This window comes from Vibrio sp. R11-SG3-ISO3-SZ (genome assembly GCF_059834345.1).
The window spans coordinates 16,531-39,026 of sequence record NZ_JCBDGX010000063.1 but is presented as its reverse complement, the minus strand read 5'-3'; the positions used below and the strand labels follow the sequence as shown (position 1 = coordinate 39,026).

Sequence of the window (22,496 nt, the reverse complement as noted above, 5' to 3'; positions counted from 1 at the left end):
TTCGCTCTTAACGTTAATGGTTTGACGAGTCGATAGGCATCGCTTATCGAGCCGGAATGAATTGATTGTCGAATCGTGAATGCTGCCCAACGGGCATTGCGCTTCGACAGCTTGCGACCTGTTTTATGTCAATCTCGACGACCAGGTTATCGACCTCACGCGCCAGCGTCGCCACCACTTCGCCCCAAGGGGAGATGACCATAGAATGGCCCCAGGTTTCTCGGCCGCCTTCATGTGTGCCCGTCTGATTGACCGCCAGTACCCAAGATTGGGTTTCAATCGCTCTGGCTCTCAATAGCGCTTCCCAGTGCGCTTGCCCTGTCACGGCAGTAAACGCCGCCGGGACTAAAATCAGCGTCGCGCCGCGTCTGACAAGCTCATTATACAACTGGGGAAAACGCACATCATAACAGATGGATAAGCCAAGGTGGCCAAAGGGCGCGTCGAGTGTGACGATCTCCTCGCCGGGCGTGAAGGTTTCGGATTCCCGGTAACGTCCGTGACCATCGGCAACATCGACATCGAACATATGCAGTTTATCGTAGTGGCCGACAAGGCGTCCGGTGCGGTCGAACACCACAGAGGTCGTGGTCACGCCATTGGCCGTGCGGATCGGCATACTGCCAATGACTAACCACACGCCCCACTGCTGCGCCATGGCGGCAAGGGCCGATTGTAGCGGGCCATCACCTAAAGGTTCAGCGTGGCGGTGATAATCCGCTCGCTGACCAAACACCAGTGCGTTTTCCGGGGTAACCACAAGCTGCGCGCCCGCTTTCGCTACCGCTTCAACCTGCTTGGCGATGTGGGCCAAGTTGTCTTGCGGATTCGGGCCTGAGGTCATCTGAATCAGTGCAACTCGTTCCATGTGTCTTCTCCTTATTTAACCGCGTCGCGTAAGCGCTCTGGCAATTTGAATTCCCCTTTACTGCGAGACAGCTCTTTGACGACCGGTGAATCCATCGGTCCTTTCACTTCATAATTGACCTGAGTGAACACTTCGACCACCGGTGAAATCACCGTGGTGATGGCGAGGACATACAGCGCCGTCTGCGGCGTCACCGCAAACGCAGTTAAGACGGGAATGCCTGACGTAATGTCTGGGGTGAAATTCACCTCGGCATCCACTGTGCGCGTATTGAGGTTAGCTAACCCTTTGATGGTCATTTCACCCGACACCGCATCCATCCGAATATCGTTGGTCAGGAAAACGCCATTTTTAATCTGACCAGAGCCAGTAATGGAGTTGAACGCCATCCCTTTGTCGAACACATCGGTAAAGTCGAGCTGCATTTTGCGGATGATCGAATCCAAACTAAAGAGGCCAAGCAGACGCGCCGCGCCACTGACATCGGAGATCATTCCTTTGCCTAGCTTCACATTGACCTCCCCCTCCATGGTGCTCACTTGTGTGGCCCACGGAGAACCATCCCACTCCACCTCAGAGCGAATATCAAACGGCGCTCGTTGGATGCCTGAGGAGATACCAAATCGCTCCATGACATCACTGTTGTTTTCCCCCGAGACCGCCAGCGTCATTTGAGTGTGGCTTTGATCGCCGTCCAACGCCCACCAGCCACTCACATCGACCTGATTGTCCCCGCTGTGGAACGACAGCTTCTTCCACTCTAACTTGTTGTCACGGCGCTGAAGATCCAAATGCGCACGACCCACTTTGTAGCCTTGCACCCAAAAGTCGTCAATCGCTAGAGTAATATTAGGCAATTGGCGATGCAACGCGCGCTCAAAATCGGTGATGAGCGGCGCCTTCTCTAGCGGTTGGGTGAGCGGCTCGAGCAGAGGTTCCGGCGTTTGACTCAAGGACTCCTCTAACCCCGGCACGTAGATGTGCAAGCGTTCAAAGGCGACAGAGAGATCGTAAGACTCGATATAGTTCGCCTCACCGAGTGCTTCTTGGCTGTCGATGGTCATGTGCCAACCGAGATTCTTGCGCTTGGCGGAGAAGTCGACGTCATTCCATTTGATCCCTGCCAGTTCGAGCTCTTTGACCTTGAGCTCTGCCCGTTGTAGCGCGGGGATCTGTGGCATGCTCATCTGACTGATGACGCCTTCAGAAGTAGACTCGCTTGGCTTAAACGCGACGTCTAACCATTGGTCTAGGCTAAATTTATCAATCCGAATTGACGCATCATGCCCAGTGAACGGCGTGAGCTTGTAGCTACCGCGCCCGACCACGAGATTGGTCGCTTGCAACTGCGGCACATCGTCCGTGATATCAATCTCAGCCTGATATTTGACTTGCGGCAATTGCAATCGGGCACTGATGCTCTGCTGATTGCCAGAGGCTTGCAGCAGGGCTTTGCCCCCCACTTTACTCGCTTTATTGAGTGGATAAGGGTAGTCACTGACAAGGTATTTGAGATCTGCTTCGGTTTCAACTTGATAAGTAAAGCCAACGTCATTAAGCTGAATATCAATGTCACTGCGCCACTGCGCATGGCCAGATAATGGGGTTAACCAACGTTCACCAAGGTACGGCACCAGAGGTTTGACATCCCAGTCGCCAACGATATCAATGCCAACCCCGTAGCCTTTGGCGACATTCTCGCCGTGAAAATCAATCCACACGGGCTGATCCAATAGCTCCGCAGAAAGCCCCGCAGCTTGCACCACGTCATTATCAAATTCTATTCGGCCACTGACCGCTTCGAGCGTCATTGGCGGCGTATTGATCGTAACGTGGCTCTGCTTGAGATCCGCATAACCCCAGGCACGCGCCTCTGCGCCGCCGTGAAATGGGATCATCAACTGGAATTGTGAGTCGACTTCACCATCCACTTGCACGGCGGTAAGCGCCGCGCCGACAGAATCAACCAATGGCGAAGCGGTCATGTAGTCACGAACCGCGTTGCCTTGGGCAACCGCGTGCGCTTCAATCTCAATATGGCCATTGGGTACCAAAGCAGGAATACGCCCTGTGATGCGTTTCGCCTCGACATCCATCAAGGTTGCACTTTCAGAATCGAGATACATCGCATCGTTTTGGAACAGCAAATCCAACTGCAAATCGGTGATGGGTGGCCAGGCGGTGTCGAAACTGAACTTGGCCTCTTTTAACCCCACCCACGCTTGAAACATGCCGTTATTCTGGTGGTAGGGGAAATTGCCCAACTCGCCATACCAAAGCAGCTTGGCCGTATTGACCCGGCCCGCTTGAATCGCGGTCGACAGGTAATCGGTCAGGTTGCGCCCAAGGGCTAACGTCGGTAAATAGCGCCAAGTCTCGCCAGCGTTGTATAGATCCGCTTCACTGTAAAACGAAAGAAAGGGACTTTTTCCGTTGGGAAAGTCGAGACGAAAAGCGCCTAAGACTTGCAAATCTGGCGTCGCCGCGGTGACCTTATCTGCCCACAATGACCAACCTTGCTCATCGCGCTGCCAGACGACATCCGCATGACCTTGTTTGATGTTCAGCGGCGCTTGAAACACCTCACCGTAAGGTAAGACATCGTCAAAAATACTCACTTGCGCGCGCGCTTGATGAAGATCGCCACTCACCGACGCCGTCAAGTAATGCAGCCCCGGCAAAAGTTCCCATTGCGCCATTTTGCCTTCGCTAAGATCGGCCGAGTAGGTCAGGCTCTGCCAATCGCCGTGCGCGGACACACGTAAGTCTTCCACTAAGCCGCCCACAGCCAGCGTCTCGATCATGTCGGTGGTGGCGGCGGAGTCTGGCGCCAACTTAATCAAAGGCGTCAGCGCTTGGATATCCAGCTGCGAGACATTGAGTTGCCAATGCTGCGGTTGCCAAGCAAAGGCGATATCGAGTTCTGGCCAAGGGGTATTGTCGGTTAAAAACTGAAGTGAGTGAGCATTCACTTGCCAGCCGTGCTCTTTGGGCTCAAGCTGCACGATACCAGATTCAAGCAACAACTCGTGCTGCTGCCCTTCTTGCCAGATAAGTTCTGACGACAGCAACTCAACAAAGGCATTCACTGGCTTGCTCTGTTCGAGCGTTAGCCAGCTGTTAAAGCTCACTTGTCCTTTTTCAATCCCGGTTTCGCTTTTTAGGTATTTGGTCAGCCAAGGGGTAATGCGCACATTATCGGCGGAAACATAAAACTCGCCGCTCACATCAACCAGTGAGCCATGATCGATAAAGTCCGCTTTGACCTGCGCAGAGTTGAGGTTGCCGTGAACAAAGCTCACCTCACCATCGGCCAAATGACGGCGACCTTGGTTACGCCACTGCAAATGGCTGATGTCGAGCACGCGCTCGTTACCATCAATCCCGAGAAAGAGAATTTTGGAGTCGGTCAGCGAAAAATTGTCTAGCTGCCTAAGCAGTAGCTGATCGAGCTGAGCGATGACACTGCGCTGCTCACGCCCCGGATTGAGTTCTGGTTTCGATTCTGTCTGCGTCCACTCAATCGAACGCATATCGAGCGCCAACTGATAGACATTAAGATCAGCCACCACAGGCTGCCATTGCAGCAGCGATTGAATCAGGTCGATTTCTATCTCTACCCGATCGGCAACCACGTCAATCCCGCTGTTTTCCGCCACTTTGGCTTTGACGCCTTGCAACGAGAGTGAGGGGTGCGTGTTTCGCCAAAAGCCATGAATGCCTTCAATTTCAAAGTCGAGCGCCGTGCCTTGGTTGACCCATTGCTGGATTTCGATTTGAAAGTGATCGAGCTGCGGCAAGGTGATGCGCAGCGCCGTGACAACAATGGCCAATAGGGCCAAGGTTGACACGACTAACCAAAGAAAGAATCTCGCAACGCGAGTTGCCGTTGTGCTCACAAATTGCCTTTACATCATCACGACATCGAACTGCTCTTGAATGTACAGCGGCTCGGCCTGAATTTTCACTTGCTTGCCAATAAACACTTCGAGCTCTGCCAGCGCATGCGACTCCTCGCCTTGCAGGGTCTCGGCCACCGCAGGTGAGGCATACACCACGAACTTGTCGGCGTCGTATGCACGATTTACTCGAGTGATCTCACGCAAGATCTCGTAGCACACCGTTTCCACGGTTTTGACGCTGCCACGGCCTTCACAGGTTGGGCACGTCGAGCACAGAATGTGTTCAATACTTTCACGCGTGCGTTTACGCGTCATCTCTACTAAGCCTAGCTGGGTAAAGCCATTGATGTTGGTTTTTACGCGATCTTTATTGAGCGCCGCTTCTAGGGAAGTGAGCACGCGTTTTCGGTGTTCATCTTGGCTCATGTCGATGAAGTCAATAATAATGATGCCACCAAGATTGCGCAGACGTAGCTGCCTTGCGATCGCCTGCGTCGCTTCAATATTGGTGTTAAAGATCGTCTCTTCGAGATTGCGACGCCCCACAAACGCGCCAGTGTTTATGTCGACCGTCGTCATCGCTTCGGTCTGATCAATAATCAGATAGCCACCGGATTTGAGTTCAACTTTTCGCTCTAACGATCGTTGGATCTCATTTTCCGTGTCGTACATATCAAAGATCGGCTTATCACCTTCATACAGCTCAAGCTTATCGGTTAGCTCAGGCACGTACTCAGAAGTGAACTCTTTGAGGTTCTCGTATTCAAGGCGCGAATCGACCATGATCTTAGTGATCTCTGTGCCGACAAAGTCACGCAAAATACGCTGCGAGAGACCAAGCTCTCCGTACAACGTAGAGCGCGTCTTATATTTGCTGCGACGCTCCATCACTTTGGACCACAAACGCTTGAGGAACGCGGCGTCTTGCGACAGCTCTTTTTCGTCCGCGCCTTCTGCGGCGGTGCGAATAATAAAGCCGCCGTTCTCATCACAGTAGTGAGCGACCACTTTCTTTAAGCGTTCACGCTCGGACTCCGTCTCAATGCGCTGAGAGACGCCCACATGGCTCGCCCCCGGCATAAAGACAAGGTAACGTGACGGTAAGGTAATATCGGTGGTGAGACGTGCCCCTTTGGTGCCTAGCGGGTCTTTGACCACTTGCACGACAATGTCTTGCCCTTGACGGACAAGCTCAGAGATATCGCGCACCTGAAACTGCTGTTTCTCATTTTCCGCCACACACTCAGTGTGAGGAACGATATCTGACGCGTGAAGAAACGCGGCTTTTTCCAAGCCGATATCGACAAAAGCCGCCTGCATGCCGGGTAGCACACGGCTCACTTTGCCTTTATAGATGTTTCCAACAATCCCTCGTTTTGATTCACGTTCTACGTGGATTTCTTGAAGACTGCCGCCTTCGATCATCGCGACACGAATCTCACTTGGGGTGACATTGATCAGCAACTCTGCACTCATGGGCGCACCTCAAATCTAGTTATAAGAATTCTTTTAAGAGCTGGTCAGTTTCGAATAATGGAAGTCCTACGACAGCGTGATAACTGCCTTCAATACGAGTGACAAAACGTCCGCCAATACCCTGAATACCATAACTGCCCGCTTTATCGCACGGTTCGCCAGTGTGCCAATATTGTTCTATTTCTTGCTCTGACAATGGCTTAAACCATACGTTTGTTGTCACGACAACACTTTCACTTCGCTCGCGGCTCACTAGCGTGACTGCGGTCATCACTTGATGGGCTCGCCCTGACAACATGGATAACATCTGCTTGCAATGGGCAAGGTTTTCTGGCTTTTCCAGCACTTGCCCATCACACACCACAATGGTGTCGCTGCCTAACACGATGGCGTCTTCGCGCAGCGCAAGCCCTGCCAACGCTTTATCTTTAGACAATCGAGTAACGTAGTCCTGCGCTTGTTCCTCTGCCCGTTGGGCTTCTTCTACATCGCTCACCAGTACCTCAAACTCGACCCCGAGCTGGGTCAGCAGCTCTTTTCTGCGTGGTGAGCCTGAGGCTAACACTAACTTGCCTTGAGTTACGTTCATTTAACCTTCCTGCCCTTGCTAACGGACATGCCAATGACGGCGAACTTTGCGCATCAATAGGAACATCCATGGCCATAAGATGCAGTTGATCGCACCGCTCCACAACGACATCGGATTAAACGTGACATCCTGCACTAAGTATTCACCACAGAAGATCAAGACATCCAGTCCCATCGACATCACGCCAACCAAAATCGCCTGCTGCCACAACGCCATATTACGAATGACTAGGAAGTTAAGCGCCACCACATAGATGATGATCGACATCATCATGCCGCGAATACCGAGCGTCGAACCAAGCAATAGATCCCACAATAAGCCCACCACCAACGCCGTACCGACGTTGACGCGATGTGGCAACGCCAACACCCAGTAGCAGGTGACAAGAAGCAACCAAGAAGGACGCAGCAGTTCTAGCACACCCGGCCAAGGAATGGTTTGCAGAGTCAGGGCGATCAAAAAGGAGACGCCAACCACCAACTTACCTTTAAGAAGACTATTGCTCATTGCTGGCCTCCTCACCGTCTGGTGGGGTCACCGCTTGTATTTTTTCCTGCCTTGAGTCGTTTGGCCAAATCAACAGTAGGTATCTGAGGCGTTCAAAATCAACCACAGGCTCTGCTTCAATTTGAGCAAATTCGCGCGACGTATCTCGATCGACACTCGCCACATGAGCAACGGGGTAACCTTCCGGATAAACACCGCCTAAACCGGACGTCACTAAGAGATCCCCTTCTCGAATATCCATACTGATCGGGATGTGATCGAGGTTAATGCCGTCAATCTGCCCATCGCCCGAGGCAATGACACGAATATCATTGCGGATCACTTGCACAGGAATCGCACTTTGGCTATCCACAAGCAGCAACACTCGGCTGTTGTGCGCAGAGACATAAGTCACCTGACCGACAATGCCTTTTTCGTTGGCGACCGGCTGCCCAACATACACCCCATCGATATGCCCTTTATCGATCACCACTTGATGACGATACGGTGAGGTATCCACGGCCATCACTTCCGCGACTGCCTTGCGTTCATCACGAATAAATGAAGAGCCGAGCAACTTACGTAATCTCTGGTTTTCTTCGCGATACTGATCCAAAAGCAGCAGATCATTTTTTAAATTGAGCACTTCACGTTTAAGCATTCGGTTGCTTTCCACGACGTCATGACGTGTGTTGAACCGCTCGTAAACGCCGTCAAACATCACACGAGGAATATCGGCTAAGTACTGAATCGGAGCGACCATACTATTGAGAAGGTAACGAAATTGTGTAAACGCACCTAAACGACTATCAGCCAGCATAAGGCTGGCTGATAAAATGACGGCAAAAAACAAGCGTAATTGAAGTGAAGGTCCTCGGCCAAATATCGGCTTCATTAACTCTGAGTTCCTAATTTAGGCATAACGCCTCGCCATTATTCTTCACTAAATAGATCGCCACCGTGCATGTCGATCATTTCCAACGCCTTACCACCACCGCGTGCAACACAAGTCAATGGATCTTCTGCGATCACCACTGGGATACCGGTTTCTTCGGTAAGCAGGCGATCGAGATCTTTCAGCAGTGCGCCACCGCCAGTCAATACCATGCCGTTTTCAGAGATGTCGGACGCAAGCTCTGGTGGACACTGCTCAAGGGCAACCATCACCGCCGATACGATGCCCGTCAGCGGCTCTTGCAGCGCTTCAAGAATTTCGTTGGAGTTTAGGGTAAAGCTGCGCGGCACACCTTCAGCAAGGTTACGACCACGGACTTCAATTTCAACCACTTCATCGCCCGGGTACGCCGAGCCGATCTCGTGTTTGATCTTTTCCGCCGTCGCTTCACCAATCAAGCTGCCGTAATTACGACGGACGTAGTTGATGATCGCTTCATCAAAACGGTCACCACCGATACGCACTGACGATGAATACACCACACCGTTCAGCGAGATCACCGCGACTTCTGTCGTACCGCCACCGATATCGACCACCATAGAGCCGGTCGGCTCAGAGACACGCAGGCCAGCACCGATTGCCGCTGCCATTGGCTCGTCAATCAAGTACACTTCACGCGCGCCCGCACCCAGTGCTGACTCACGAATCGCACGACGCTCAACTTGGGTTGAACCACAAGGTACACACACTAGTACACGTGGGCTTGGCCTAAGCACGCTGTTGTCGTGGACTTGTTTAATAAAGTGTTGCAGCATTTTTTCGGTCACGTAGAAATCGGCAATCACGCCATCTTTCATAGGACGAATCGCTGAGATGTTTCCCGGAGTACGACCTAACATTTGTTTTGCTGCATGGCCAACCGCAGCCACGCTTTTACCTGCACGGTTACGATCTTGGCGAATCGCCACAACGGAAGGCTCGTCAAGAACAATGCCCTGTCCTTTAACGTAAATAAGAGTGTTGGCAGTACCTAAATCGATAGATAGGTCATTTGAAAATATGCCACGAAGTTTTTTGAACATATTCTTCGCTCGTCCTGAAAGAATTATAAGATAGAAAATTGCACTAAATGTACCAATGCCTTGCCACTACAGCAAGGCATTGACGTCTAAACATGGGTAGAAACCCGCAATTTCTAACAGATTCCTAACCGAGTGCTAGAATTGAGCAAAATTATTGTCCGGTTAATCCTGGTTCCCCGCGGAAGATAACGCGGTCACTGCCTCGGAATATACCAAAGGTCACGACAGTAGAAGGATCTTCTTCGCCATTGGCTTCATCCGCTCTTCTATCATCCGCCCAGCGATAGGTCAGCCAAGGGAGATCATTGTTGCCTGAATCAAGATCCAACCATATCTGCGTCTGCTGACGCACATCGGATTGATTGTCTGCTTCGAGCTTCATTGTCCGACCAGATTGCAGCGTGCCATCCTCTTCTAGCACCACATCGCCAGGGGTCTCTCCATCTTCAACCCACAAGTGGTAGTTGGCACTCGGATCATTCACGCCATACACATGAGTAGAGCTATCTTCATCATTGGTCACAAACTGAGAGCCGTTCCAATACTCAACGCGTAGTGGCGTCACTAGATCATCCGTCATCGTCCCCCCCGTACCAGTGAGAACGGCACGACCGAAGCGAATATCCGGCTGTAGAGTCAGCAAAGTGGCATCGACACTGCCTGGTAGGAAGTCAATCGGGTCAGCATTGGTCACCCCAACCGTTGTAATCGATATCGCTGAGGATAACGCCGACCCGCCACTGTTAAACGGACCATCTTCATACCCCACTGTGGTCTCTGCTTTTTGCCAACACAGCTCTGTGCTACCACAAGCATCTGACGCAGACGAGCTCACCACAAATTCCCCCACACTTTGCCCGCCTACGCCCCAAGACTTGGTCGGTAAAGGCGAGATGAAACGAGTGGTATAGGCGGCATTGCTCTCATACAGAGCAAAGTTCGCTCTTAACGACGCAGCGTAACTGTTGGCAATGTAATTATTGACGAGCTCTTGATCGGCATTGAGCGCTTCAACATAAAATGTGACGCTATCCAGCGGCTGGTTCATGTAAACAAACGACTGCCCACTGGGGTAGCGCCAGTCGGTCAAAGGACTCTCTGCCACTTTGAAATATTTCGGATAGAAACGCCCTACATGGCGATATCCTGTATCAATGTTCATCGTTAAGTAAGGCTCTTGAGTGTTGGCTTTTATCGTCAAACTGCCCACATCATCCCAGTAGAGATCAGAAAAGCGAATCGGGTTTGCAGCATCATGATCGCTTTCCAAGCCACTATCTGAAGCGAGCAGTGCGGCCGAGGTGCCATCAGCGGGTGTATGCAGCGCACTAGAGAGCTGCACCACAGCGGTGGGGGCATCAGACGCATAGAAATTACTCGTCACTGCCGCATCGTTGCAATAGCTAGAGGTCTCAATCTCACCCGTCTCGTTAGTCCCTTGCCAGCGAATAGGACGCACGTCTAACTCAAAACGCTCGCCCGCTGCAACAAAACTGTCACCGCCCGACGCGGTCCCGGATTTCAATGACCCACAGATGGCGAACGTCCATGGCCTTACGTTGACCAAGAATGCCCCAGTTAACTCTCCACCACCATCAATCGGGCAACCGTCAAACCCTGTACACTCGTAATTGCTGTCCGTTAGCGTCACGTTTAATTGACCTGACTCGCTAAATAGCAGTGTGTCGTTAGACTGTCCGCCAGTAAATTGCGGCGTGTAGTTCAATGTTCCTGTGCCGCTACTTGGCTGAATAAGGTTGGAGGTAATTTGAGGCGTGCCACTGTATGCCGGATCGGCTACTACTGAACCGTCATTACAAGCCAATACCGTAGCGGAAACTTCGCTCGGCTTACTGGCAACCATAAACTGATCGTCCGCCTCAAATCGAAACGGTACGAAACGATATTCCCCTGAGGTTTCGCTTTGAACCGCACTGCCCCCTAAGGTGGCTTGTGCATAAAGGTTATCAAACACCTGAGATTGGGTCGCACTCAATAGGTAACTAGCAACACCATTCGCCGCGTTCGCACTACCGAGTAGCTCGTTGCCACGATAAAATGACACCACGCCTTTATAGGTCGTATCGGCATTATCACCGTTATAGACGGTTGCGGTTAAGGTAATATCTTCACAAATCAAACTGATGTCGGTCAGTGGGGTGAGCTCTATTGTGTAGTCATCGGCAGGCTGGAAACAGTGGTTATCGGTGGCGATGATTTGGGCCGTGCTATTCATAGAAATGGATCTCGCGGTCACAGCGCCTCGAACGATCGCCGCATTGCTTAAAACGACGCGCGCTTCACTGTATAACAAGCCCACAAATTCAGCATCGCTATTTAAATCAACCAAAGCACTTCCTAAATCATGCGCAAGCAAAACAAACTGCCCAGTCCCTTCTTCACCAAAAAAAGTGCCCTGGCTCATATTGATACTTTTAATGTGGATCGTCACTCTCTCGCCATCCGGGATCACAATTCTTCCGCTATTGTTGATATCGATAGACTCAACCCAATAGGTTCCTGAAGTAAACGTCGCGCTGCCATTACCGACAGAAAGGTGCCCTATCGCTTCATCATTTGAAAACGTTCGACTTTCCCCCGAAATACTCACTGTTTCCAAACCACTATTCGGTGATTGAAAGCTCTCTAATTCTTGCTTGTCCACTTGAAGACCAGTATCACCTAGGCATGCAATGCCATCACATGCTCGAGATTGGTTATCTCCTGTTATTGAGGCTTGAGGAAACCCAACATAACGATAGCCATTCGCTAGCTTCGCCCCTAGAATTTGCGCACTATTATCGATGTTTAACGTGCCAGTGGTATTTGTTTTCCATGTCTGTGCTGGTGAAGGAAATAGCGCACATTCCGCACTGAGTGGTGGCTTATCGAATAAGAAATAGGAGTAAGGCTCCACAACGTGAGCACGTTCGGAATCTCGTGCCATGTCTTCCTCATTAATTAATGCCACACCGGTTTTAGAGACAGAGCAGCGCCTTAGCCACCCACCGTTATTACCATTTCGAGTCCGCTTTGCTGCCAGCAACGTAGGAACATTGTTGAATCCTGACACTGTAAAGGCACTGACCTGTTGGCACCCTTCCGTAATGGGCTTAATCACCTGATCGTTAATATTGAGCGTGTTTCGTGTCGAACCCTGGCCTAACCAGAATTTACGCCCATTGACGAAGCCCTCACCTAGGCCTGCGACAAACGCCACTTGCTCGTCAATGGGCAGTACGGCGTTAGAGGTCACTTCAGAACGGTCCAAGATCAAACTAAAGTTGGAACGTGATGGATTAAGGGCAATGGGTGTTAGCCACACAGGCTCAAGAGTGTTCGGGTCGATATTATTGGTCGATTGAATCTGGACCAATACCCCAGGGTCAGAGTCGAAGTTACTCGTTAACCCATAACTGTTGTAATTCACCGTTAGACGACTGTTGCCACCGCCGCCCGCATTCGAATATGTCCGGTTGTATGACACCAAGCCTGCCACCAATTTCGCGCCACTACTGAACTCCAGCACGCCCGGTTCCATAACGAAATAATCGATGTTTTCCATCGGTGCATCGACATAAGTCACTGGGTCATCGCCGTTTCCACCACAGCGCCAACGGTTGCCTTGCCACCTAAGTGTCTCACAAGCAGCATCATGGTTGGGGATGAGCTGCGTTACCGTCGCTTGACTCTCGGAGACCGACATAACACGTAAATCGGAGGGGTATTCTGTTGTTTTTGTATCAAAGTTGGAACGACTGGCATCAATCGTCGACATCACAAAAACCAGAGGAGGAGAAGAATAGGTATTACTGAAATTGAACGTACATGAGACCGAAGGCCCTGTCACAGTACAGTCCTCAGCAGCAATGGTGCCAAACTCAAACTGAGGATTGGTATTGACAGAGAAAGCGTGAGCAGACCAAAGGACACTCAACAGCACGAATAGACGACACAACCTAGACACTAGCACGTTACACTCCAAAGCGGACAGCGGACACCACCTCGTCAATAGATGGTTAACGGAACACTCTAAAAATAGCCTGAACGTGCTAGTTTGTCAGTGACAAAATCACCCAAATCACTCATATCACAACAATAAATAAACCAAGTCCATGGCTTTTTTAGCGACCGGTGAGCCCTCTTTCCCCTCTAAAGATAACTTTATCGTTACCGCGGTAAATGCCAAAAGTAATCATTGCCGAAGGATCCTCATCACCTTTACTGCGCCAATTGTATTGCAACCAAGGTTGAGTAAAGTGACCGTTGCATTCAACATCATTGGGATTTGCGCCAACTTCATCACCTTGACGTAAAAACAATCGAACTTGCTCAATATCTGACACATCACGTGAAACAAACAACTGTTGACTAATGCCTTTCTCTACTTGATTGCCAGCACTGCTAAAAGCAGCTCTCGTATCGACACCGGATAAAATACACTGCAAACCGCTGTCAAACTCGGTAGCATTATCTTCTCCATTGGTCACAAAGCGACGACCATCAAAATATTCCACACGAAGCGGGACACGGATGTCGGCACTCGTTGCCCCACCGACATCTGATAATGTCATACGACCATAACGAGCGGGGGGCTGCTCTGCCAACTCTGCCTCAAGCACAACCTCATCGTTTGCAAACGACACTGGGTCAAGACCAGAAAGAGTTAACTTAAAGTCCGTTTCTGTCGACAACAGGTCATTGGTATTAAACGGACCATCTTCCTTAGTCGTAGTGATCCCATCCGCTTTACGAGAAAAGATGACATTATTGAGATCGGGCTTCCAAATGGCACTATTGATACCATCGTCTTGCCAAGCATCATCAGTATCAAAACCAAGGACCCTATCTTTATAGGCGCCTTCAAGTGCAAATTGCGCTTGATACATTAGAGAGAAAAGAGAGTAATTTCGGACTTTTTGTCCCTCAGCGCTATAGGGATAGACCTCTACCTCAACATCCTCGTAGGGTTGACCTAAATATGCCGCCTCCCCTTGATTGCTAGGCACATGCCACTTTGTTTTATCAATGCTGAAATAGGCTGGGTAAAAACGGCCAACATGACGATACCCGATGTTGATTTTCTGCCCTAAGTACTCCGTTGCACTGGTATACAGTTTTAGGCTGCCCACTTCACTCCAGCTTAAATCATCCAGTTGATATACACCGCCATCTATGTTGCTTGGGTAATGTGCAATGGAGGTGCCGGTAAAATGACCAGGCGCGCCTCCATTTGGGGAAGCAAGTTGCGCTGCAAGCGATATCGTCGCACTAGGCGCACTTTCCGCCGAGAAGTTTTGCGTGACGATGGCACTATCACATAGCGCTTGCGTCGTTTCGATTTGCTGGTCGGGGTCTTGCTGACCATCGCTTCCCTGCCAAACAATGGGTTTGATGAGCGTTGAGAATGATTCACCAGCGGCAACAAATCCGTTGCCCGATGTTGAACTCCCTGTCTCTAATCTTGGTGCATCGGGCGCATCACAAATCGCAAACGTCCAAGGACGAGCGAGGACGGTTTGGCTGCCACTGTAATCTTTGCATCTGAGATTACCCTCGGCATCTTCGATGCACTCTTGATCCATTAAGGCCAATGAAACCTCGCCAGCTTCTGCGTAGCGAAGCTGGGTTACCGCCACGATTTCGCCATCGACTTTGTTAAACTCAAGAACAAGGTCATCAGGTGCACTGACCCAATCCCCCTCTCTATCTCTTGCTCGTAACTCAATCGACGCAGAGTAAGCCGGATCAGTAGGTTGATCATAAACCGTCTTTGACAGCGTCAGTTCTCGTACTCCCTCAAAATCAACACTTGAGATAGGACGACCACTATCACTGCATTCCAACGGGCGCACTGTGATATCTTCGGCTTTGCCAGCAATCACGCTAAGTGGATTTGGAGAGAGCGCTAGCCGATAAGGCACGAATTTATACTGGGCCTCGACCTCGGTTTGCGTGCGGTTGTCGGTGATATAGGCCGTGACCTTTTTGGTCATGACTGTATCGGATGAGAGGACAATAGATTGATCCAGTACGCCAGACTCAGGTGTCAGTATCTGGGTGCTTCCATTGGTCTGTTCGACCGTCACGGTACCAGTAAAGTTTGTAGCTAGCGTACCATCTTTTTGGGTGACTTGAACTTGAACATCGATGGTTTCACACGTCAGGGCGATATCCGACAAGGGTGTTAACTCTACTCGATAATCACTCAATATTGGTGAATCACAATTTTCTGGAGCTATTGCATTGATTTTGTTTGTATCACCACCTCTAAAAAAAAGCCTCGGTGTAACGATCGCACCAGTATAAGAAAAACGATTGGCTGCATTAATATCAAAGCCTACCGCAGCTGCTAAGGGAGATACATACCAGTGTGCTTTTATCTCAACCCTTTCAAAAAAACCATTTAACCAAAAGTGAGAGCCTTTACCATGTCCAATCAGTACGAGATTGTCTTGATGAGTCCCAGAACCACTATTAATACTTACACGACTAGCAGCCACATTAAAACTGTTATAGTGAATGACAACAGGCCCCTCTGCGTCTATTGATGCATCATTGTTCGCAATTTTAAACTCGTTTATCCAATATTCTCCTTGCTCCAAAATGAGCTTACTGCCATTCATCCCAAAAGTAATCGTGTCATAACTTCCCGGAACTAATTTTCTCGAACTAGCATCTGGAACATGGATAGACTCACCTTCTACCACAAAACTATCAGGTACGAGTGGTGAACCATTGAAAAGAACTTTGTTCGCATCAATCTTACAGTTTGAAGAGGTCACTCCATCATAAACACAACCGCCAACCCCAGATACCGATGTTGTGTTAAATGACACAGGCTCAGTTGTCGGCATAAAGATCTGATTTCCCGGGTTCCCCGTACCATTACTGATCGTTAAATTATTATGAACAGGTTTCCCATTTGAATAGTTATTCCCAGCTAAATGATCTGGAAAATATGGGCAAATATCAGGGAGCCCAGGCTCAACCACCGGAGGGTCAACATCCTCTTCAAAACAATCAAGGTTTTCAAGCCCAACCCCTGTCCCCTTGATTGTTCCATTTTTCAAATCAGCATCTTTACTTTCTTGCAGCTCTTTAATGCCATTAACAACCCAATAATAGTGCGCGCGACTGGTACTATTGCCCTGACCTCTCTCGACTTCAATTCTAAGTTTATACTCTTGGCCTACGAACAACCTTTGCTCATTAAACACATAACCGCTACCAGATTGGACTTGCTGGGTATACCACAAGGTATCGCTTTCATTTCCACCTGAGAAGACTATCTCTTGGTAATCATTTGACCCAATAACGTCAAACTCGACAACAAAGTCTTCATTGTTGCCATTGACACGGCAAGTTAGTACATCAGGCAACGAAGGCAAGGCTCCACCGAGCAAACCGCCCTCATCTATTTTGAGCTCATTGGTGATTAAAGTCCCCGTCACCGTGGTTCCCTTAAGCATCAGATATTCTTCAGAGAGGATATGCGCATCAACTGTACTGCCATTAGTTAGTTCAGAATCCCCAGTAGTGACGATAATCAGATCATCAGGATTACCAGACTTCACATCAATGCGCCCACCATCAAGCTTGAATTTATTCGCATATAACGTCGACGGGGCTGTCACAGTCAATGTGTTTCCTGACTTTAACAATACCTCTCCGCTAGCTTGGTAAATACCACCGGACAAACTCCCACTTCGATCTTTTAAATTGATGCTGGTCGCCCCATTCGGAGTAGAAAAATCAGGTTTCTGACTCAAACGCAGGCTGGTATCAACTTGACATTGACCATCGTCACAAGCACTGGTGTGGTTACCGTTTAACTTATTATTGTTGCCATAGCCGATGTAAATCCCATTGGTAGCACCACGAATTTGCCCCTTACCACTAAAATCCACCTTAGGGTCGTTATTGAACCACGTTTGCGCTACAGTTTGAGGACGCACGTTGTCAGGTAGGGGCCACTTCGCGTTACCAAAGGCGACAGTGGTCGTCAACATCGCTAGCACTAGCACAATCCATTGTCTCATCATGGCAGCATTACTCCTTCACCCAAATCTGCTGACTGCGTCTTACCTCAGATACGCCTGAACCACAGGTCACGGCCGATTCCAAAATATAGAATTGCGCCCCGTCTAGACTGCCTCGGTTCTCACACGAGACCTCTGCCAAGCGGCAGGAAGGGACAGTATTCAGTAACAACTCGGCTTGATCTTGTATCAGGGTGTCGGTATCAGCGCATCGCTGGGCAATAGCGGAGTCTTGGCTATCTAGGGGATAAAACAGCGTCATCGCCACTTCATTGATGGAGTGGCTCAAAAGCCACGCTTGTGTGCCGAGGACGTCGCGTGTGTGGGCATCACGGTTAGACCATTCAATGCGACCAAGAGAAGCGGCTAAGAACCCCATCACAACCAGGACAAAAATCACCACAATATACAAATTGCCGCGTTGAGAACGCTGAGAATTACGGAACATTGATCACCTGTATATCTTGCTCAAATCGGGTGCTTTCGCCATTTTGGGCAAACTCAACGTTGATATGGACCAAGCCATTACTTTGTACCGTGGCTGGAACATACTCGAGCGAGCCGGATTGGATGACAGAATCAGACAATAGCAATGTATCGCGTAACACCACACCGCCACTGATGCAGTATTCACGTGCCGTACTCTTATCAAATATAAAGTGGCGATTGGCAATCGAGTGAGTCACAAGCGATGATGCGGCATTGGAAATGGCGAAAGCGCCACCAGAGAGCACGCTGACATTACTATCCAAAGCTATCGTGTTGTCGATAACCTCTAAGCTCGTTGTGGGGTTGATGACCATAGAGAGACCGTTAAAGCTACTCGCATCAAGAGTACCTCCATCTGGTGCATCTTGCCCGACCACAAAATGAATGTCTGCGCCTGAAATTGCGTAAAAGCCCGAATATTCAATCGGGTAAAAGGAAAGGCAATCACCGTCGGAGGTAAACAGATTAGGTACGGCGTGGCGCACCTCACGAGACATTTTCTCAATGATGAATTTGGCTTGCGTCTGTAAGCGCTGACGCTCGACTGTATTGGAATACCCTTTCGCACCCAACTCAACAAAGCCTGCAATACCAAGCACCAAAATCCCACCCACGATAATGGTGAGGATCATTTCAATCAGCGTGAAACCACGAGTGCTTCTCATCAGTAGTTCCCCCGAAAACCAATCAAAGTGATGGATTGGTGATTACTCGCAGATATCGTCAGTTCAAGTTTCTTTAGTGACGCATCGTTTGGCTGCACGTAGTCAACCGCCACATCCAAACGGAAGTTTTTGTAACTGCCGTAGTCGTCGTTGATTAAATCATTGAGGTTACGACATTGGTTCTCACCACCAGGGCCATTAGGTACCCAGCAGCCGATAAAATCATCGACATCATCGTATAACTCCGGAGCATCATCGGATTCGCCGATATCAAGCCCCAAATTAGGCGTCTCACTACCGGCCAAACCCGAACAGATCTTAGAGCCGACATCCACAGAAGACGAACAGCGCACCAACCCTCCTTGATTATCGCTATGATGATCAAAACCGCGGGCAAGGATTTGCGTCATCACGCTTTGCCCGAGCGCTGCAGCTCGCGTGTCATAGTGTGGATCACTGGAGCGCGCAATTTGCGGCGACAAAAAACTGACTATCGTTACCATTGCCAGCCCCATCACCACAATGACAATCACGCTCTCGATCAGAGTAAAGCCGTTGTGAGATTTCATAAGCAGCTCCCTTTCGAGACATAGCCATTCGCCGCAATGTTGACATTGCATTCGCTTCCACTAGCGATGATTCGAACCGTGATGACTTGATCGGGCTCACCAAGCAGGTTGAACTCCAGCCGTGATGTTAAAGGGAGAAAGGTCACGCCAGATTCCGCCACCCAGTCACTGCGATCATCCGCTGTACTGCTGCACCCTGCCACTGAACCCACGCAGTTTGGCTGCACAGTTAAAGTATAGGCGTCTGAACTGCTGCCATCAGCGAGGTTGGATTGCATTCGGCTGACTTGAATTTGGCGAATCACCGAAATTACCTGTTCTTGCGCCACAAAAGCAGCGAAGCTGTCTTTGCCGATATAGCGACTCGCCGCATACAGAGAGACAATCGCCACCAGAATAATCACGACGATCAATTCAACTAAAGTAAATCCATTAAGCGCTTGGCGTTTCATCACGTTATGCATCCCCGAACTGAACTCTGAGTATAACGTAGATTGGCAGGGTAATGATTGATAAATAAGGAAAGATTGGGATGAAAAGCATGTAAGAAAAAGGCCAGCGATGCTGGCCAAATTGTTTAAAATACGAGCACTTGGTTAATTACATGTGGTGACTTCAATCTCAGGCTCTGTATTTGGAGCAGTTGGCTGAGTGTAAGAAACATAACATGATGTTGCGTCTGCATCTGTATTTGAGAAACCATACCGAATTGCAGAAGACCCTGATAGACCATTGAGCTGTTGCCAGTCACTAGAATTAAGGCCCGCCACCGCGTTACCAATACCAGCCGAAGTTGCTTGTGGGTAACCATATGCTGTAGCAACAGTTACACCACCAGCTGTAACACTGCTTGCACCTGACGCTTCTTTCCCTTCAATGGCAGCTTTGCCGTAAACAATACCAGCCGCGCCAGCCATCGCACCTTTCAAACCTTCAAGTGATGAGTTACGCGCATCATCTTGTAAATTCAAAAATCTTGGTGCTGCGGTAACCGCAAGAATACCTAGAATAACAATTACCACCACTAGTTCGATTAGGGTGAAACCGCCTTGTCTTTTCATAGTTAGATCTCTCTATAGTGAATATCCGCAGGATTACTGCAAAGTTACGGTCACACGACCAGTTTCAATCTCATACACAAACTCGTGCTCGCTACTGCCTTCTTGCTGAACATAGGTGCAAGTGGAGGCCGAGCTATCGGCTTGTGCAGAATACTTTATATTCGAGTCACTGCTTGCATCCGCTACAGTGCCAACTCGAGGAGGGTTTTGCAACAGATTGTCCATCAAATCAACGCAGGCTTGATCGGTCAAACTGGTTGGGTAGTCTACGTTGTTGCTATTTAATGCTTGCGGGTAACCATCACGAAAACCGGTATCGGCACCGTTGCTGTTTTTTGATCGCGTTAGCCAGAAGTCTACGCCATCGTAATTGACCGTATTGTAGGTTTCCGCGTTGATGGTAACCGATGGCCTTGCCTCAGCTTCCCACTGCGCGCGAGCAGACAATACGCCCGTCGCAAATCCACCAGCGACACCTTGTATACTGGCTTTTTTCGCTTCATCCGTCACGTCGAGAAAACGTGGTAGCGCGGCGACAGCCAGCAAGCCGACCACAACGATCACCACAACGAGCTCCACCAAAGAAAAACCAAACTGTTTGTTAGACATAGTTGCAACCCAGTAATTAGTACGCCGTATTATACGGATAAAACATAGATACGCTACGAAAGATGGCGATTATACCGACCTATCGCGCCAGAAAAACGACCTTAGTCAAAAACTTACCGTTTTTTAAACTCATCACGATCGATTGATCGGACGAGTAATCATAATGGCAAATATAACCGCGCAAATCAGATTCATCTGAAATATGCTGCGGAGTTTGCCGTAATACTCTCTCTTCAGGGTAGAGTGCGCGATACCAGTACGCGCAATCCACATCCCCTTGCTCGTTAAGGGGCAGTACCCACCCCTTAGCGGAAAAATGCACTTTACGCTGCTCAATCGTGAGCGACGTTGGCTGCTTGGCGAGCAACCATTGCTGTCTATAGTAACTGGCTCGCTCCACAATCCGCTTGGACGCCACGGCAAAAGCAGCGTCATCCGCTTGATGCTCAACATCTTGCCACACCATACTGTACGTCATGATCAAGATGATCACCAACAGTAGCCATATCACCAACCGTGCTCGCTCGATTACCATGACGCTTATCCTTTGATTGCGTCCAACATGCCCCACATCGGCAAAAAGATCCCGAGTGCCAATATCAAGACCATGCCCGCCACAACCACCAACAAGAACGGCTCAATTCGAGCGGTTAAGGTTTTTAAATCGTAGTCCACTTCTCGGTCATAAAAATCAGAGACTTCCATTAACAAAGCATCAATGCGCCCCGTCTCTTCACCCACCGACAGCATCTGAATCACCAATGGGGTAAAAATGCCACTATTGACGGCAGTGGACGAAACGGTACTGCCCGCTTCAATCGCCGCTTTCATCTCCATCAAACGATTTTCTAAATAGCGGTTATCCAGCGCCTCAGCGGATAACGCCAATGACTGGTTAAGCGGCACACCCGCCTTGAGCATCAGCGCAAAAGTTCGTGAAAAACGCGACAGCAGCGCGCGGTTGATAAGCTCTCCAACCACCGGCATTCTCAGGCGAAATCTATCCCATTTCTCACGTCCATTGTCCGTCCCTACCCAAGAGCGAAAGGCAAACAGCGCCGCGACAATCGCAGCGACCATCCAAGTCCAGTAGTTGACAAAAAAACTGGAGGTGGAGATCAAGATTTTGGTTGGCAGCGGCAAGTCGACGCCAAAACGGGCAAACATACTGGAGAACTGTGGGATCACTTTGACGTTGAGAACAAACATCGCCACGGTGATAAACACAATCACAAAGGTCGGATAACGCATCGCGGTTTTGATGCGTTTGCGGGTTTCCACTTCTTGCTCGTAGTAGTTCGCCAGTTGCAGCAGCGCTTGGTCGAGGCGACCTGTGTTCTCACCGACCCCAATCATGGAGACAAACAGCGGGCTAAACACCTTAGGGTGCATTTTCATCGACGCAGACAAACTGCGACCGTTGGTCAACTCCTGAGTCACCTCTTCTAGCGCTTCGGTAAGCTGCTTGTGAGCACTGTTTTGCGTCAAGCCTTTCATTGAGCGCAGTAACGGCACCCCTGCTTTGGTCAGGCTGTACAACTGACGACAAAAAATCACCAACACTTCCAGCGGTACACTGGGAGTGAACAGCGCTTTCAAATCGATGTTAAAGCCACTACTGCCGCCCCCTAACGATAGCTCGGTGGGGATGATGCCTTTGTTCATCAACTGCTCTGCGGCGGCGTCTTGTGTCGGCGCCTCTAGCACACCCGACACCGATGCTCCTTCTAGATTACGCCCTTGGTAACGATAACTCGGCATAG

17 protein-coding genes are annotated in these 22,496 nt (G+C 49.8%); all 17 read right to left on the bottom strand.

All coding sequences use genetic code 11. From position 1 onward, the window contains the following. Positions 1 to 43: 43 nt before the first annotated feature. The 17 genes from AC6R1O_RS08445 to AC6R1O_RS08365 all read right to left on the bottom strand — a co-directional run bounded on the left by AC6R1O_RS08445 (position 44) and on the right by AC6R1O_RS08365 (position 22,494). Positions 44 to 868, bottom strand: coding sequence for a carbon-nitrogen hydrolase family protein (locus tag AC6R1O_RS08445; protein ID WP_500656845.1), 825 nt, complete (start codon positions 866 to 868; stop codon positions 44 to 46). 11 nt (positions 869 to 879) lie between these two features. Further along, positions 880 to 4,767 carry a YhdP family protein gene (locus tag AC6R1O_RS08440; protein ID WP_500656844.1) on the bottom strand — a complete coding sequence of 1,296 codons (3,888 nt, stop codon included), beginning with the start codon at positions 4,765 to 4,767 and terminating at the stop codon, positions 880 to 882. A gap of 9 nt (positions 4,768 to 4,776) precedes the next feature. Next, on the bottom strand, positions 4,777 to 6,246 hold the full coding sequence (rng, locus tag AC6R1O_RS08435) for a ribonuclease G (protein WP_334555046.1): 1,470 nt from the start codon (positions 6,244 to 6,246) through the stop codon (positions 4,777 to 4,779). Positions 6,247 to 6,265: 19 nt separating this feature from the next. Continuing rightward, positions 6,266 to 6,835, bottom strand: a complete 570-nt coding sequence (locus AC6R1O_RS08430; protein ID WP_500656843.1) for a Maf family protein — start codon at positions 6,833 to 6,835, stop codon at positions 6,266 to 6,268. Positions 6,836 to 6,853: 18 nt separating this feature from the next. After that, positions 6,854 to 7,342, bottom strand: coding sequence for a rod shape-determining protein MreD (gene mreD, locus AC6R1O_RS08425; RefSeq protein WP_334555044.1), 489 nt, complete (start codon positions 7,340 to 7,342; stop codon positions 6,854 to 6,856). Continuing rightward, on the bottom strand, positions 7,332 to 8,216 hold the full coding sequence (gene mreC, locus AC6R1O_RS08420) for a rod shape-determining protein MreC (RefSeq protein ID WP_500631209.1): 885 nt from the start codon (positions 8,214 to 8,216) through the stop codon (positions 7,332 to 7,334). Before mreC ends, mreD begins: the two co-directional genes overlap by 11 nt. Positions 8,217 to 8,254: 38 nt before the next feature. Further along, complete coding sequence (locus tag AC6R1O_RS08415; protein ID WP_500627092.1) at positions 8,255 to 9,298, bottom strand: rod shape-determining protein; 1,044 nt, start codon at positions 9,296 to 9,298, stop codon at positions 8,255 to 8,257. Positions 9,299 to 9,449: 151 nt separating this feature from the next. After that, positions 9,450 to 13,271, bottom strand: coding sequence for a DUF6701 domain-containing protein (locus tag AC6R1O_RS08410; protein WP_500656842.1), 3,822 nt, complete (start codon positions 13,269 to 13,271; stop codon positions 9,450 to 9,452). Between the two features lie 151 nt (positions 13,272 to 13,422). Next, complete coding sequence (locus AC6R1O_RS08405) at positions 13,423 to 17,343, bottom strand: hypothetical protein (RefSeq protein ID WP_500656841.1); 3,921 nt, start codon at positions 17,341 to 17,343, stop codon at positions 13,423 to 13,425. Positions 17,344 to 17,350: 7 nt separating this feature from the next. Further along, positions 17,351 to 17,788 carry an MSHA biogenesis protein MshP gene (locus AC6R1O_RS08400; protein ID WP_500656840.1) on the bottom strand — a complete coding sequence of 146 codons (438 nt, stop codon included), beginning with the start codon at positions 17,786 to 17,788 and terminating at the stop codon, positions 17,351 to 17,353. Further along, positions 17,778 to 18,494, bottom strand: a complete 717-nt coding sequence (locus AC6R1O_RS08395) for a PilW family protein (protein ID WP_500656839.1) — start codon at positions 18,492 to 18,494, stop codon at positions 17,778 to 17,780. Before AC6R1O_RS08395 ends, AC6R1O_RS08400 begins: the two co-directional genes overlap by 11 nt. After that, a complete protein-coding gene (locus AC6R1O_RS08390; RefSeq protein WP_500631206.1) occupies positions 18,494 to 19,063 on the bottom strand; it encodes a type IV pilus modification PilV family protein in 570 nt (189 codons plus the stop codon). The genes AC6R1O_RS08395 and AC6R1O_RS08390 overlap by 1 nt, the downstream gene beginning before the upstream one ends. Continuing rightward, complete coding sequence (locus AC6R1O_RS08385; protein WP_500656849.1) at positions 19,060 to 19,515, bottom strand: prepilin-type N-terminal cleavage/methylation domain-containing protein; 456 nt, start codon at positions 19,513 to 19,515, stop codon at positions 19,060 to 19,062. The genes AC6R1O_RS08390 and AC6R1O_RS08385 overlap by 4 nt, the downstream gene beginning before the upstream one ends. 144 nt (positions 19,516 to 19,659) lie before the next feature. Further along, complete coding sequence (locus AC6R1O_RS08380; RefSeq protein ID WP_500656838.1) at positions 19,660 to 20,124, bottom strand: prepilin-type N-terminal cleavage/methylation domain-containing protein; 465 nt, start codon at positions 20,122 to 20,124, stop codon at positions 19,660 to 19,662. 33 nt (positions 20,125 to 20,157) lie between these two features. Continuing rightward, on the bottom strand, positions 20,158 to 20,733 hold the full coding sequence (locus AC6R1O_RS08375; protein WP_500656837.1) for a prepilin-type N-terminal cleavage/methylation domain-containing protein: 576 nt from the start codon (positions 20,731 to 20,733) through the stop codon (positions 20,158 to 20,160). 79 nt (positions 20,734 to 20,812) lie between these two features. Continuing rightward, positions 20,813 to 21,268, bottom strand: coding sequence for an MSHA biogenesis protein MshF (locus AC6R1O_RS08370; RefSeq protein WP_500656836.1), 456 nt, complete (start codon positions 21,266 to 21,268; stop codon positions 20,813 to 20,815). 5 nt (positions 21,269 to 21,273) lie between these two features. Further along, positions 21,274 to 22,494 carry a type II secretion system F family protein gene (locus tag AC6R1O_RS08365; protein WP_500656835.1) on the bottom strand — a complete coding sequence of 407 codons (1,221 nt, stop codon included), beginning with the start codon at positions 22,492 to 22,494 and terminating at the stop codon, positions 21,274 to 21,276. Positions 22,495 to 22,496 lie beyond the last annotated feature (2 nt).